Here is a 16,359-nt window from a genome sequence, read left to right as displayed (position 1 = left end):
TGACCTTTTTTTGGCTTAGTTAATGTATCATAAGCTTACAAAATAAATTTGAAGGAGAAATCTTATGAAAAAGACATTAACAGAAATAGTTTATATTTTGGACAGAAGCGGATCAATGAGCGGTCTTGAGGCTGATACAATCGGAGGATTCAATTCAATGATTGAAAAGCAAAAACAGACAGGAGAGAAAGCATATGTATCAACAGTATTGTTTGATGACAGAACCGAGGTTATTCATGACAGAGTGCCGATTGAAAAAGTGGATAAGATAACAAATAAAGAGTATTTTGTAAGAGGATCGACTGCATTTTTGGACGCAGTTGGTGGTGCAATCAAACATATAATCAATATCCATAAATATGCAAGAGAAGAAGACAGGCCTGATAAGACCATATTTGTTATAACAACGGATGGAATGGAAAATGCAAGCATCAATTATAACTACAAGCAGGTTAAGAAGATGATTGAAAAAGAGCAGAAAGAGTATGGCTGGGAATTTATCTTCATAGGAGCAAATATAGATGCATGTGCAGAAGCCGAGAGATTTGGAATAAGAAAAGAAAGAGCTGTAAATTATATACATGATGATATAGGTACAAAGCTGGTATATGAAGGAGTATCACAGGCTATGTGTGCTGCAATGGAAGCAGATTCTCCAATGCTTATGGAAGAGAGTTTATCTAATAATAGCTGGAAAAAAGAAATAGTTTTTGATTTTCTGAGGCGTAAGAAATAAAAAAAGTAGAGGATTAAAAATATGCCAACATATACAATATTTGCCGGAGTAAACGGTGCAGGAAAGTCAACTTTATATAGTACATTACTACAGGAAAATCATGATTTCGGAGTAAGAATAAATTCAGATGAAATCGTAATATCCAATGGTGGAGATTGGAGGAATCAATCCGATCAGGCCAAGGCAATGAAGATGGCCGTAAAGCTTATAAAAGACTGTATAAATAAAGCTGTTTCATTAAATCAGGAAACCACATTGACCGGAAGAAGTATGATAAATAATATACTAAAGGCAAAGAGGCTTGGCTACAAGGTAATTATGAATTATGTAGGACTTAGTAGTCCGGAGTTAGCAATTCAAAGAGTTGCCCACAGAGTCAGTATGGGCGGACATGGTATTCCGGAAGAGGATATAAAAAGAAGATATCATGTTTCATTGTCAAAACTTAAGGAATTAATGCCGCTTATAGATGAATTATATATTTATGATAATTCCGATCATATGAATTTGGTGGCTAAGACGATTGGAGGATACCGTACATTGCTTGATACTGACTGCTTGTGGTTGAATTCTTTGCACTTATTTGATAGATACACAAATGAATTCATGCTATAATGGAAGATGTGCGATATGGTAACATAGTGATGTTAATATATTGTACAGAAAGAAATCAAATATAAGAGAGGTATTTATCATATGAAGAAGATAGCAGGAATCATATTAACAGGAGTTTTACTCACAGTTGCAGGATGCTCAAATAATGCAAGTATGCAGGAGACTACAGCAAAGGAAACAGCTGTAAGCAGTGTAGCTACAAGTGAAAAAGCCGGAGAAACTATGAAGGAAAGTGAGGAAGCTAAAAAAGAGAGCTATACACATATTGATCAGGAAACTGCAAAGCAGATGATGGCAAATGAAGACGGCCATGTGATTGTTGATGTGAGAAGCAAGGATGAGTATGCAGCAGGTCATATTCCGGGGGCTATATGTATACCAAATGAGAGTATAACAAATACTCAGCCTACAGAGCTTCCTGACCTTGATCAGGTTATACTTGTATATTGCAGAAGCGGAAACCGCAGCAGACAGGCATCAGAAAAACTTGCAGCTATGGGATATACAAATGTATATGAATTTGGCGGTATCAAAGACTGGACAGGAGAAACAGTAGCAGGTAATTAATAATAAGCCAAATTAGGATAAGTATAGAGTGAAACTTTTCATATAGAACTTTAAAAGACATTGATTAGAGGAGATATCATGAGTACAAGTACATTAATAAAGACAAACAGCGGTATTACACAGGTATCACTGGAAGCAAAGTTTTTCAGTAAAAGATGTATAAATATCAATGGAGAAATAACAGATGAGCTGGCTGTTGATTTTACAGACAAGATATTGGAGCTAAATCTTGAGTCAAATGAGCCTATTACAGTGCTTATAAACAGTCCGGGAGGAGAAATAAACAGCGGTCTTTTGATGTATGATGCAATAGTAGGCTCCATAGCACCTGTAAGGATGATATGTAGGGGAAAAGCCTACAGCATGGCTGCAGTGCTTTTGGCATGTGCAGGCAAAAGATATATGCTTCCAAACAGTGAACTTATGCTACATCAACCGATGCTTGGCGGAAGAGTATCAGGAAATGCTTCAAGTATCAAGAGTATTTCAGACAGCATGCTTGAAACCAAGAAGAAAATTAACAGTCTACTGGCAAAACATACAGAAAAGACCGAAGAAGAGATTGACAAAGCTACTGATTTTGATCATTATTTCTCACCTGATGAAGCAATTGCATTCAATCTATGTGATGAAATAATAGAGTTCTCAAAAGTTATTGATTTTGTAAAAGAAGCGGAGTGGTAATGAGAGATAAAAATGGTAAGCAGATACAATCACAAATTGACAGGGTGATTTTAGGTGAAGGCGAAGATTGTATATTTTCTACAGACAGTAATATAACCGGTATAAACAATAATATCTTGGTAGTCGGAGGCTCAGGTTCAGGTAAAACCCTTTCCATAACGGAGGCATTTCTTCTGGAATCATATAACAGAAATATCATTACCTCTGTAACAAAGAGAAGAATTGTAAATAAATATTTTTCATTATTGGAAGAAAGAGATTATAAGGTCTGGGATCTTGACTTTGTACATCCTGAAAATGGAAATATAGCTTATGATCCGCTTGATTTTATCAAGAGTTATCAGGATATAGTCTTTGTAGCCAAGAGCATTGTTACAGCAAATAAGAAAAAAGAAAACAGTAATGCGGATCCTTTCTGGGATGAGGCGGCTACTTCACTTTTTGCGGCATTTATATCCTATGTACTGATGAAAAAGGATGATCCGAGTTTTATTGATGTTCTTGAGATGCTTGATAAGCTTAGCTTTGAAGATGATACAAGCGAGATAAAGACTAATTATGATTACGATTTTTTAGAGCTTGAAATGACAAACACTTTTAACTTTGCTACGGTTAACTGGAAATCTTTTAGGAGATTGCCTATAAAAACCGCAAGTTGTGTTTTCGGCACATTAAATACGGCCATCGGATATGTCTTTACACCTGAGCTTAGAAGAATGTTCAAGATGGAAAATAAGATAAGCTTTGAGAAGCTGGCAATGGAAAAGAGAGCATTGTTTGTGACTACAAGTCCGGTAAATCCAAGCTTAAACAGTTTTATAAATATGTTTTATGCACATATATTTAAAGAGCTGTTTGAAATTGGAGAAAAACAGGCCGAAGGCGTATTGCCAAGACCTATACATTTTCTGGCGGACGACTTTGCAACCGGATGTCCGGTACCTTTATTTGACCAGTATATTTCAATATTCAGGGAAAAAGGTATCTCGGTGACACTTTTGATACAGTCGGAGTCACAATTGTCCTCACTTTATGGAAATGACAGTGCTACAACCATTATTAACAACTGTGATACATATGTCTATATGGGTTCAAATGATTTGGATACTGCAAGAAATATCGGAATGAGAGCCGGAATAATGACGGAGGATTGCCTGAATATGAAACTTGGAAATCAGATTATATTCAGAAGAGGCTCAAAACCTAAGTTTTCAAAAAGATATAATATCACGGAAAACGAACTGTATAAGAAGCTTACAAATAATATGAAAGAGCCGAAGGTATTTGAAGGATTTACCCAAGAAAGAAGCTTATTTATAGAAGAACTTAAAAACAGTGTAAAGCTATATGAAACAGATTTATATGAAGACGATTCATATGAAACAGACGAGTTTGAACCGAAGTCATATAAAATAAAGCTCGACCCTGAAATGGTAAAACTACATGAGGGAAGGAAAAATGGAACGAATGAAAATTTTGATGACTCTTTTGAAGACTCTTTTGAAGATAATGATGAATTCTTTGAAGACGACGATGACTTTTTCGACATTTTCTAGGTATTAGAGACAAAATTTAAAATACAGGGTGAACAGGGAGAGTATTGATGAAAATAGGTGGTGATTTGATGAGAAAGATTTGTGTTACAAGAGGTATGGAGTTTATATATGAATATTAAGAAAACCGGATATTTGCTTATTTTTATATGTGCCGCCATTCTTAGTATATACAGTTTTTCTTTATTGGCTGAAAAGACTTATATATTATTTGATATCGGAGAGATGGAAACAAAAATGCTTTATTTTGAACATATATTGCTATTTGTTATATTTTATCTGATATTAAGATTGGTAAAAAACAATTATATTAGACTTACAGGTATAGGTTTTTTTAGTCTGATATATATGATTTTACATCAGGCCGCCACCGCTTTTATAGTAGATTGTATCTTCCTTATGGTACTCATTTGGCTTGGTGAAATAATACTTGTAAAGGTGAGAAAAAGCTGTGTGGAAGATGGCATTATAGCCCGCTATTTAAACAGCTTTAGTGCCGGAAGTCTTACATATATTATTTTCATATGTGTCCTTTCGGCACTTCATCTTGCTTCAAAAAAAGGAGTAAGATACTTTACCCTGGGACTTGCAATGCTTGTTGTAGTCACTTATATTTTGATGAGATTTTTCAAAATCATAGTACCTGTAGTAAAGAATAATACAGAAAAAAAGAAAGATTTTGAAAATAAAAATTTTTTCTGCATCGGTTCTGCAATATCCCTTTCAGCAATACTGTTGCAAATTGGAAGAATCAATATTACTTTGGACTATGATTCTTTAAGGTACGGACTTAGAAGCTTGTCTGTACTTATCGGAAATACCGGAATATATGACAATCTGGGAACCGTAAACGATGTATATGTCTATCCGAAAGGACTTGAGATACTTACACTTGCACTTAATACAAAGAAAAGCTTCGGATTTGTACTGAGTTTTTCTTACATATGTGCAATAATGGTGCTTTTTACGGTGTTTGAGATAGTAAAAGTCTGCAGTGAAAAAAGATATGATAAGTCATGGCTTGCAGTAGTACTGGTATCCGTGACACCTGCAATTATGAATATGGGATTATCTGCAAAGACTGATATGATCACATTATTAATGCAGCTGATATCAATACTGAATATGTGCCTGTATGTGAAAAAAAGACATAGTTACTATATTACATTTGCATTGATAGCCCTGCTTGCAAGTATTATATATAAGCCTACGAGTCTATTGTTCAGCTTGGGTATAGGTATTGCAAATATTATTTATCTTGTTACAGACCTTATAAAGAATAAAAATAAAATTAAAAATTTATTCGGATTTGCCTACCTGTCAGTTCTTCCGATTGCAGCAATTGTACTTGTATATGCAAGAACATATATACTTACAGGACATATTATTACTTCGGTATATTCTTCTGTATGGTATAAGCTTGGAATAGAGACAAAATATCCTTATACTATCGGAGATTATAGAAGTGCAGGTATGAATATGTCATCAGGTGAGAGAGTGGATATATTTTACAGATTATTCCAGCTTTTTATATCACCGACAAATGAGACGCATATTTATATAGCTTCACCTACCGTACTGATAACTGTATTATTTATAATTCTGGCTGTATTTACTGTAAGATACTGCATTAAGAATAAGAGTAATAGAGATATATTCACATATATAATGATTATTCTCGGAGTAGATGCTACGGTCAGTCTGTTTAGCTTATTTATATTAAATCAGGTAGACGGTAATTATTTCATATTATTGTTTGCTTTGGTGATCATTGCGGTTTGTTTTCTCGTTGAAGAAACAGGGGTTAAGAGTCTATTCTATTCATTGATACCATGTATAGCATTTTCACTTCTTATAACGGGGGTTACAAACTGGGCAGGTATCAGAGGGCTTACTGAAAGTCCGAAGTATATAAGAGAACTTGGAATATATAATCATCATGACAGATATATCGACAAAGAAGTGTTGGGAAATACAGACAGCAACTTTGTAGATGTATATATGGATTTGATGAGTTTGGGTAATCCGAGAACACTATTATTGTCAGAGGACAACTTACTTAAAATATTAAGTGCGGATATAAGGACTTATACAGATATTACAGGAAGCGGAGGTAATTCCGCTGTTGTAAGAACACTTGATAATTTTAAGGATTATCTGCATTATGCGGATATAAAATATATCTGTGTTGAAGATGAGTATCTGGAAGGCAGAGAAAGAGCGGCGGATGTTGTAAGATACCTATTGGAGGATGGAAGTACCGAGGTTTATAAAGATTATGGAGATGTAATGCTTTATAAAGTGATGATAAATTAAAAAAAGTGTGCAAGTTTTTGGGGCTTGCACACTTTTTTACCAAATACCAAGTATATGCTGCATTATAAGGCTTACTGCGGTAATTCCTATCCAACATATTCCGCCAAGAATAATAGGTTTGCCTCCTGATTTGATAAGCTTTATCAGATTGCTGTTAAGTCCGATTGCAGCCATTGCCATAATGATACAGAACTTGCTGAAATCCTTTAAAGGAGCAAATGAATGTGAAGGTACACCTGCACTTAAAGCAATAGTAGTGATAACGGATGCAACAATAAAAAATATAATAAACATCGGAAATGATCTTTTAAGGCTGAATCCGTTTTGATTATCATTTGACTTCCTTGCATTGATTATTGCAAGTACCAAAGTAATGGGGATGATTGCCAGAGTTCTGGTAAGCTTTACAGTAACAGCCTTATCAAGAGTCTGAGTGCCGAGACTCCACATACTGTCCCAAGTGGAAGCGGCGGCGGTAACGGATGAAGTATCGTTTATTGCAGTGCCTGAGAATATGCCGAAAGCCTCTCCGCTTAGAGTATCAAATCCAATCATCTTTCCAAAAACAGGAAAGAGCAGCGCAGCCAGTACATTGAAAAAGAAAATAACGGATATAGCCTGTGCAACCTCGTCATCATCCGCATTTATCACAGGTGCTGTAGCCGCTATGGCGGAACCTCCACATATGGAAGAACCCACGCCCACAAGAGTTGAAATATTGCCGGGGATCTTCATCAGCTTATGTAAAATAAAGGCAATTATAAGTGCGGTGGATATCGTGCATATGATTATAGGAAGCGACTGCCTGCCGGTTTGAAGTACAACACTTAGGTTAAGGCCGAATCCCAGAAAAACCACCGCCGCCTGCAAAACATATTTTGAAGTGAACTTTATTCCGGCACCTGCCCTGCCCTTCTCATTCCAAAAAAGTGTAATAATCATACCTGCAATAATCGCAATCACCGGCCCTCCGATTATAGGAAATCTCTTCCCCAGAAACCACGCCGGCAGAGCAATGAGAAAGCATATAAGCATACCGAATAAGTTTTTTGATAAGAAAGATTTTATTGAATTCATCTTAATGTCCTTTCTGAATTTTATAGTATGATTATAGTACAATGAGGGGAGATGTGGGGAGAAAATTTTGTGCTGAAATTTTTTTCAAGAAATGTATTGCAAAAACAATATTTTGAAATTTAAAATTTTTAAAGATTAAAGGAGCTATTACTTTTTGACAGTGAGCTTGGGAGAGCTTTATTTAAAAGTATATATGTAGGTAGCGTAATCCCAACAATTTCTTTAGAAAAGTTGAGAAAACTTGAGATTCCTTTGCCTTCACTGGAAGAACAGAATATAATAGGGGAGAAATATAAAGAGGAACTTGAGAGGATAGTTGACTTAAAAGAAAAGCTTTCAACTTCAAGAGAAAAACTGAAGCGAATTTACAATATAAAAAATAATATGGAATAAAATAAAAATTATTTTTAAAGAAAGTTGAAATGGAGATTATGACAGGCGAATTAAAAAATAAGATTGACGGATTGTGGGAGATATTCTGGACAGGAGGTATTACAAATCCTCTTGAAGTTGTAGAGCAGATGACATATCTGATGTTTATCAGAGATATTGACAGTGCAGACAATATAAGAGCAAAAGAAGCAGCGATGCTTGGCTTACCTTTTAAGAGTATATTTGACGGTGAGGTAGAGATAGAGGGACGTAAAGTGGAAGGAGAACAGTTGAAATGGTCTGTTTTTCACGATTTTCCTGCACAAAGAATGTACAGTATAATGCAGGAATGGGTATTTCCATTTATAAAGAACCTACATGGTGATAAAAAAAGTGCATATAGTAAATATATGAATGATGCCATTTTTAAAGTAAATACACCTCTAATGCTTTCAAAGATAGTAGATGCTATGGATGAAATATATGCAATAATGGACAAGGAGCAAAGTACAGATGTAAGAGGAGATGTATATGAGTATTTACTTTCAAAACTTGAAAAATCAGGTGTTAACGGACAGTTCAGAACTCCAAGAAATATAATAAGAATGATAGTCAAGATGATGGATCCACAGCCAAATGAGACTATATGTGATCCGGCATGTGGTACATCAGGATTTCTCGTAATCAGTGGTGAGTACTTAAAGGAAAAATATAAAAAAGAAGTACTTATGAATGGAAAGAATAAAGAGCATTTTATGAATAGCATGTTCCACGGTTTTGATATGGACAGAACCATGCTTCGTATAGGTGCTATGAATATGATGGCTCACGGTATAGAAAATCCTTGTATAGAATATAGGGACAGCTTGTCTGATCAAAATCCTGACAGGGATAAATATTCTCTGATACTTGCAAATCCACCATTTAAAGGCAGTTTGGATGCAGAAATAGTATCTGAGGATATCCAAAAAATATGTAAGACTAAAAAAACAGAGCTTTTGTTCTTGTCACTATTTACAAAAATGCTGAAAATAGGAGGAAGATGTGCCTGTATAGTACCTGACGGTGTACTCTTCGGTTCTTCCAATGCTCATAAAGCAATCAGAAAAGAAATAGTTGAAAACCAGAAACTTGAAGCGGTAATATCTATGCCTTCCGGAGTCTTTAAACCATATGCCGGAGTGTCTACAGGAATACTTATCTTTACAAAGACCAATCATGGCGGAACTGATAATGTATGGTTCTATGATATGACAGCAGACGGCAAGAGCCTGGATGATAAGAGAACACCGGTAGCAGAAAATGATATACCGGATATCATAGCTCGCTTTAAGAATCTTGATGGAGAAAAGGATAGAAAACGTACAGATAAGTCCTTCATGGTACCAAAGAGTGAAATAATAGAAAAAGATTATGATTTATCAATAAATAAATACAAGGAAGTTGAGTATGTTCCTGTAGAATATCCACCAACATCAGAGATTTTGGATGAAATAGAACGCCTAAATGAGCAAATAATGGAAGAGACTAAGGTGTTAAGAGAATTATTGAAAGGAATCTCAAATTGAGATTTGTGTGGGAAGGTAGATGGAATATAAGACACTTAAGGATATAGCAAAAATAACTATGGGACAATCTCCTGATTCATCCAGTTATAATAAAGAAAAAGATGGATTACCTTTCTTTCAGGGTAATGCAGATTTTGGTGAACTATACCCTAATGAAAGGATTTGGTGTAATGAGCCTAAAAAAGTTGCTATGCCAGGAGATATTTTGATTTCTGTTAGAGCTCCAATAGGTGCATTAAATTATGCTAAAGATAAAAGTTGTATAGGAAGAGGACTAGCTGCATTAACTGTAAAAAATATAGTTGAACGAAGCTATATTTTTTATATGCTAAGGGCAAGAAATAATTACCTTAATAGTAAGGGAACTGGGAGTACGTTTAAAGCTATTGGGAAAAATGTACTTGGAGAAGTACTAGTACCACAGATAAGCAGGGAAGAACAACAGAAATGTGTGAATATTATAGAGTTACTAGAATCTATTATAAGAGAAAGGCAATCTCAGATAGATAAACTTGATGAGCTTGTTAAAGCCCGATTTGTTGAACTCTTTGAAGAGATAAAAGAGATGTGCAATGTGGATTATTATATTAAAGAACTTATAGCTGGAAAAAGCCTTGCGAGTGAAGTTGAATGTAAGAATAAAGTTTTAAAGACAGGAGCAGCTTCATTTGATTATTTTGATGGTAGTCAGGTTAAAAATTTACCGATAAATTATGAACCTAAGGAAGAGCATTTAGTGCATAAAGGTGATATTATAATCAGTCGTATGAATACAGCTGAATTAACAGGAGCAGCTGCATATGTTTGGAAAGTATCAGACAATGTATACATTCCAGATAGACTTTGGAAAGCTGTAATAAGAGATGGAGTAAATCCAATATTTTTATGGAATATGTTGATTCAACCTTCTACAAAAGAACAGATTCAAAAGGTATGCTCAGGTACTAGTGGAAGTATGAAAAATATTTCTAAATCAGGTATGTTGGGGATAAGAGTTAAGAAAGTTGATACGCACCTTCAAAATGACTTTGCTAGTTTTGTTGAACAAGTCAACAAATCAAAAGTTGAAGTGCAAAAAGCATTGGACAAAGCTCAGTTATTATTTGATAGTCTTATGCAAAAGTACTTTGGGTAGGTGACAAATAGTAAAAACAGAACAAATGTATGAAAACATTTTGTTATTGAATAATTAAATCAGTATATATAATAAGGAATTGGATGGCGTAGGATGATGGTATACAAAGGAGAATACCATCATGGAAGACAAAATTGTAATAATACTAAACGAAATGTCAGAGTACTTATCTATTTCGCAGATGAAAAGGCTTCAGGAGGTAATCTTGAAAGCTTTTTCTGATTGTGAGGCTACTAAGCAGGATATACCGAACGAAGATTTCTTGAAACTATTTTTAGATGCAAAGAAAGTAGAAGGATGTTCTGAAAGGACGATACAGTATTATAAAGTAACAATAGAACATTTATTAAGGAATAAGGATACACCGGTAAGAAGAGTAACCACCGAAGAGATGAGAGAGTATCTCTCTAACTATCAAAAGATAAATAATTGTAGTAATACTACCATTGACAATATAAGACGAAATATTTCGAGTTTCTTTTCATGGCTTGAAGAGGAAGATTATATTCTGAAAAGTCCTTTGAAGCGTATTCATAAAATAAGAACTAAGACAGTGGTAAAGAGCGTTATTTCTGATGAGAGTATAGAAAGACTTAGAGATAATTGCTCATCAAAAAGAGATAAGGCTATAATAGACTTGCTGTATTCTACCGGTATAAGAGTAGGCGAACTTGTAAATTTAAATATCGGTGATATTGACTTGGAAGGTCGTGAATGTGTTGTATATGGTAAGGGAAATAAAGAGAGAAAAGTATACTTTGATGCCAAGGCAAAGGTACACCTTATTGATTACATTGAAAGTAGAGATGATGACAATGAGGCTCTTTTTGTTACATTAGATGCACCGCATGATAGATTGAAAATAAGTGGAGTAGAAATTAGATTAAGGCAACTTGGTAGAAAGCTTAATCTTGAAAAAATTCATCCACATAAATTTCGCAGAAGTATGGCAACCAGAGCTATAGATAAGGGAATGCCAATCGAACAAGTGCAGAAGATACTTGGTCACTCTCAAATTGATACTACAATGCAATATGCCATGGTAAACCAAAATAATGTAAAGAATTCCCATCAGAAGTATATTGCCTAATTTTTTAGCAACTTGAGATTTATATGGATGATTTATGACTAAATTAATAGAAATAACGGGTAAAGCTCTACTTGGAGAGTGGGGAACAGATGATGAGACTGGTGAAGGAATACCAGTGCTCAGAACTACAAACTTTACTAATAAGGGAGTAGTTGATTACAGTAATGTTGTCACAAGAACGATTACGAAGAATAATATAGATGAGAAATTCCTTAGATCAGGTGATATCATTATTGAAAAATCTGGTGGAAGTGATAAATATCCTGTTGGCCGAGTTGTATACTTTGATGGACCGAGTAATACATATCTTTTCAACAATTTCACGGGGGTACTAAGAGTACGGAATCAGGAAAAGTGGTTTCCAAAGTACGTATTCTATTCTCTTTATAGAAACTATAGAAGAGGTGGAACGAGGGCATTTGAGAACAAAACAACTGGATTACATAATTTAAAGACGGATGATTATGTATCTAGATACGAAGTTACTGGGGTTGATTATTCAAAGCAAAGGAAAATCTGTACTCATTTGGATATGCTTTACTCTATTATAAAGATGAGAGAGGAAGTGATTGTAAAACTAGATGAACTTATTAAAGCCCGATTTGTTGAACTCTTTGGTGATCCCATTAAAAACAATAAAGGCTGGGATATGCCTTTTATTGAAGATGTCGTTGCGAATGAAAAAAATGCTCTGAAAGCTGGGCCTTTTGGCTCAGCTTTAAAGAAAGAGTACTATGTAGAATCTGGTTATAAAATATATGGACAAGAACAAGTAATAAGTGGTGACCATACGTTTGGTGATTATTATATAGATGAAGAGCGATATAAGACTTTGAAAAATTGTGCTGTACAAGCAGGAGATGTGTTAATAAGTCTTGTTGGAACATATGGGAAATTGCTCATAATGCCTGAAATATTTGAGCCAGGAATTATAAATCCACGACTTATGAAGATTACTTTTGATAAAGATAAGGTAAATCCATATTATTTTAAATTTTTCTTCCAATCAGAGTCTTTGAAAAGATCCTTATCAGAGAATACGCATGGTGGAACGATGGATATATTAAATCTGAGAATTGTAAGAAAAATAGCCATGCCCTTGCCACCAGTGAAATTACAGAATGAATTTGCAGATTTTATTGAACAAGTCAACAAATCAAAATTGTCAGCCGCCTCGCAACCTCAAATCCATATATACAAAACCCTAACTTTACTGTAAAATAGTCATAGTTAACGATTTTCTTAATACAAAAGAGTTTTGCATAAATAAAATTTTAAGAATATTCCTATAAAGTTGAGATATTCTTTACTAAATACTGCTTACTAAAACTACGGGGAGGTTTGCCATGGGCAACTTTGACTATTTGAAAAAGGAAAAGAGATTTGATACCTTTTCAGATGTTGCTATTGCGGCAGAAAAAGTTTTATATATAGATCCGGGACTGTGTGTGATGAATTGCCGCAGAGCCATGGAGTTTGCTATTAAATGGATGTATTCGGTAGATGCTTCATTGACTAAACCATATCAGGACAATCTAATCAGCCTAATGAATACCGAAGAATTCAAAGATATTATTGATGCAGACCTGTTTAAGCGTATGGATTATATACGTAAGATAGGTAATGACGGTACTCACAATGCAAGGAAGGTAACAGAGGAGAAGGCAATACTTTGTCTCGAGAATCTGCATATATTCTTTGATTTTGTGAGCTATTGTTATGCGGATAATTATGTTGAACAAAGCTTTGATAAATCACTTCTGACAAAAGAGGTTGAGCCGCCAAAGACAACTGAAATTTCCGATATAGATTTGGATAAATTGATAGCAGAGAATGCATCACTTAAGGCTTCACTTACAGAGCAGAGAGAAGAAAAGATCCAAAGCTATGTTACAAAGCCGCTTGAACTCTCAGAATATTCAACAAGAAAAATGTACATTGATGTTATGCTGGCAGATGCAGGATGGAGAGAGGGTTCTGATTGGTTAAATGAGGTAAAGATAGATGGATTACCTACAGATTCAGGTGACGGATTTGTAGACTATGTACTTTATGATGCTTCTCACAAACCACTTGCAATAGTAGAGGCAAAGCGTACATGTGTGGATGTTGTGGCCGGAAGAAAACAGGCAAACGACTATGCAGACGTTATTGAGAAAAAATTCGGTAGAAGACCTTGTATTTTTCTTACAAACGGATTTGAGACCAGAATAATAGATGGTGATTATCCTGAAAGAAAGGTAGCAAGCGTATATTCAAAAGAAGACTTGGAAAAGATGTTCAACTTAAGAAAAATGAGAACATCTCTTGAAAATGTCGTTATAGATAAGAATATTGCCGGTAGATATTATCAGGAGGCGGCAATCAAGGCGGTATGTAATGCTTTTGATAAAAAACATCGCAGGAAAGCATTACTTGTTATGGCTACGGGTTCAGGAAAGACAAGAACTGTAATAGAGTTGTGTCATGTACTTCTTGATGCAGGATGGATTAAGAATATCTTGTTCCTTGCGGACAGAACATCTTTGGTAACTCAGGCAAAGAGAGCGTTTAGAAATAATTATCCTGACCTTTCAGTAACCAATCTTTGTGATGAAAAAGATAATTATAATGCTCATTGCGTTTTTTCTACATATCAGACTATGATGAATTGCGTAGATTCAGCTAAGGAAGAGGATAGAAAAATATTCACATGCGGACATTTTGATCTTGTGATATGTGATGAAGCACATAGGTCTATATACAATAAATATAAAAATATTTTTACATATTTTGATGCTCCTTTGGTAGGACTTACAGCTACACCAAAAGACGACATTGATAAAAACACTTATGAAAGATTTGATCTTGAGCAGGGAGTTCCTACATACGGATATGAACTTTCACAGGCTGTAAAGGATGGATATCTGGTTGATTTTTTATCAGTTGAAACGAAGCTTAAGTTTATTGAGGAAGGAATTGTGTATGCGGATCTTTCAGATGAAGATAAGAGCATATATGAGAATACTTTTGAGACAGAGGATGGTTATTTACCTGAGTCAATAAGCTCATCTGCACTCAATGAGTGGATATTTAATTCTGATACTATTCGTAAAGTTCTTGATACATTTATGAAGAACGGAATTAAAATAGATTATGGACAAAAAATTGGCAAGAGCATTATTTTTGCAAAGAATCATGCACATGCTGAGAAGATTCTTGAAATCTTTAATAAAGAGTATCCACATCTAACCGGATATGCTCAGGTTATTGACAACAGGATTAAATTTGCACAGCGTATTATTGATGATTTTTCGGATGCAAATAAATTTCCTCAGATAGCTATTTCTGTAGATATGCTGGATACCGGTATTGATGTTCCGGAGGTTGTCAATCTTGTTTTCTTTAAGAAAGTAATGAGTTATGCAAAGTTCTGGCAGATGATAGGACGTGGTACAAGATTGTGTTCTGGTCTTATTGACGGAGTTGACAAGTCTAAATTTTATATTTTTGACTTTTGTGGTAATTTTGATTTCTTTAGAATAAGTAAGGGTAAGGCTACAGATAATTCTATTCCTATACAGAGTGCCATATTTAATTTAAAGTTTGAAATTGCATATAGATTGCAGGATTTGGATTACCAGAGTGATGAGCTTAGAGCGTTTAGAAAAAGACTTGTTGAAGAGATGGTAGCAAAGGTATCAGAGCTTTCAAGAGACAGCTTTGATGTAAGGCAACATTTAAAGTTTGTGGAGTTATATTCTACTGAAGAAGGTTATAAGGCACTTACATTTGAAGATACTGTGTTGATAAGAGAAGAACTTTCACCTCTTATTTTACCTGAAGATGATGAAATCAGTGCAGTGCGTTTCGATGCATTGATGTATGGCATAGAGCTTGCATGCCTTGCAGGTAAATCATATAAGAGATTTGTTACTGATTTAAGGAAGAATGCGAAAAAACTTGCAAGTATTGCGAATATTACAGAAATAAATGAGCAATCAGACCTTATAGGAGATATATTACATACTGATTACATAGAGGGCTGTGGTGTAAACGAGTTTGAGATAATAAGAGAAAAGCTCCGTGGACTTATGAAGTATATCCCAAAGGGAGGTATTATATATGATACCAACTTTACTGACGATATTATTTCCATAGAATGGAATGACTCGGATCTTGAAAGTGATTCGCTGAAAAACTATCGTGCAAAGGCTGAATATTATATTAAAGAGCATCAGGACAATGAGGCTATACAAAAGTTGAAATCAAATATTCCTTTAAGCAAAGATGATATAAAAGAACTTGAAAAAGTGCTTTGGTCAGAACTTGGAACAAAAGAGGAATATGAGAAGGAATACGGACAAAAGCCACTTGGTGAGCTGGTAAGAGAAATAGTCGGTCTTGATATGAATGCAGCGAAGGAAGCATTTTCAGAGTATCTTGAGAACAGTAATCTTGACAGCAGACAGATTTACTTTGTAAATCAGATTGTAGAGTATATAGTTCACAATGGAATGATGAAGGATTTATCTGTATTACAAGACGCTCCATTTACAGACCAGGGAAGTATAGTTGAGATATTTACAGACTTGGGTGTATGGGCAAATATCAAAGGCATTATTGACAGTATTAATGAGAATGCTGCTGCGTAGTTGAGTTAGAAT

General features: G+C 34.8%; 13 protein-coding genes. 12 read left to right on the top strand and 1 reads right to left on the bottom strand.

Going from position 1 to position 16,359, the window contains the following annotated elements; translation table 11 throughout:
• Positions 1–64 precede the first annotated feature (64 nt).
• From SBH76_RS06925 to SBH76_RS06900, 6 genes are all read left to right on the top strand, one after another.
• Entirely contained in the window at positions 65–736 is a 672-nt protein-coding gene (locus SBH76_RS06925) for a vWA domain-containing protein (RefSeq protein WP_317977269.1), read from the top strand.
• Positions 737–757: 21 nt separating this feature from the next.
• Positions 758–1,351: an ATPase gene (locus SBH76_RS06920; RefSeq protein ID WP_317977268.1), complete on the top strand. Its 594-nt coding sequence runs from the start codon at positions 758–760 to the stop codon at positions 1,349–1,351.
• Between the two features lie 81 nt (positions 1,352–1,432).
• Complete coding sequence (locus SBH76_RS06915) at positions 1,433–1,918, top strand: rhodanese-like domain-containing protein (RefSeq protein WP_317977267.1); 486 nt, start codon at positions 1,433–1,435, stop codon at positions 1,916–1,918.
• A gap of 78 nt (positions 1,919–1,996) precedes the next feature.
• Entirely contained in the window at positions 1,997–2,602 is a 606-nt protein-coding gene (locus tag SBH76_RS06910; RefSeq protein WP_317977266.1) for a ClpP family protease, read from the top strand.
• Positions 2,602–4,158 carry a type IV secretory system conjugative DNA transfer family protein gene (locus SBH76_RS06905; protein ID WP_317977265.1) on the top strand — a complete coding sequence of 519 codons (1,557 nt, stop codon included), beginning with the start codon at positions 2,602–2,604 and terminating at the stop codon, positions 4,156–4,158. Before SBH76_RS06910 ends, SBH76_RS06905 begins: the two co-directional genes overlap by 1 nt.
• 108 nt (positions 4,159–4,266) lie before the next feature.
• Entirely contained in the window at positions 4,267–6,471 is a 2,205-nt protein-coding gene (locus SBH76_RS06900) for a beta-carotene 15,15'-monooxygenase (RefSeq protein WP_317977264.1), read from the top strand.
• A gap of 36 nt (positions 6,472–6,507) precedes the next feature.
• Here the strand turns inward: SBH76_RS06900 and SBH76_RS06895 are convergent, their stop codons facing one another.
• A complete protein-coding gene (locus SBH76_RS06895) occupies positions 6,508–7,548 on the bottom strand; it encodes a YeiH family protein (protein ID WP_317977263.1) in 1,041 nt (346 codons plus the stop codon).
• Positions 7,549–7,737: 189 nt separating this feature from the next.
• Here SBH76_RS06895 and SBH76_RS06890 point away from each other — a divergent pair, with 189 nt between their 5' ends.
• From SBH76_RS06890 to SBH76_RS06865, 6 genes are all read left to right on the top strand, one after another.
• Complete coding sequence (locus tag SBH76_RS06890) at positions 7,738–7,941, top strand: restriction endonuclease subunit S (RefSeq protein WP_317977324.1); 204 nt, start codon at positions 7,738–7,740, stop codon at positions 7,939–7,941.
• 38 nt (positions 7,942–7,979) lie between these two features.
• Positions 7,980–9,488 carry a class I SAM-dependent DNA methyltransferase gene (locus SBH76_RS06885; RefSeq protein ID WP_334309069.1) on the top strand — a complete coding sequence of 503 codons (1,509 nt, stop codon included), beginning with the start codon at positions 7,980–7,982 and terminating at the stop codon, positions 9,486–9,488.
• 19 nt (positions 9,489–9,507) lie between these two features.
• The gene (locus SBH76_RS06880; RefSeq protein ID WP_317977262.1) at positions 9,508–10,623 is read left to right on the top strand and encodes a restriction endonuclease subunit S; all 1,116 of its coding nucleotides are present in this window, start codon (positions 9,508–9,510) and stop codon (positions 10,621–10,623) included.
• Positions 10,624–10,744: 121 nt separating this feature from the next.
• Positions 10,745–11,713: a site-specific tyrosine recombinase/integron integrase gene (gene xerA / locus SBH76_RS06875; RefSeq protein ID WP_317977261.1), complete on the top strand. Its 969-nt coding sequence runs from the start codon at positions 10,745–10,747 to the stop codon at positions 11,711–11,713.
• A 34-nt stretch (positions 11,714–11,747) separates the two neighbouring features.
• Positions 11,748–12,932, top strand: a complete 1,185-nt coding sequence (locus SBH76_RS06870) for a restriction endonuclease subunit S (protein ID WP_317977260.1) — start codon at positions 11,748–11,750, stop codon at positions 12,930–12,932.
• A 127-nt stretch (positions 12,933–13,059) separates the two neighbouring features.
• Positions 13,060–16,347 (top strand): DEAD/DEAH box helicase family protein, encoded by a 3,288-nt coding sequence (locus SBH76_RS06865; protein WP_317977259.1) that lies wholly within the window; start codon positions 13,060–13,062, stop codon positions 16,345–16,347.
• The last annotated feature ends 12 nt before the right edge of the window (positions 16,348–16,359 follow it).

Origin of the sequence: Lachnoanaerobaculum sanguinis (assembly GCF_033242365.1) — a bacterium.
Classification (GTDB): domain Bacteria; phylum Bacillota; class Clostridia; order Lachnospirales; family Lachnospiraceae; genus Lachnoanaerobaculum; species Lachnoanaerobaculum sanguinis.
Note: the sequence above shows the minus strand (reverse complement) of the source record. Positions and strands in the feature narration are given on the sequence as shown.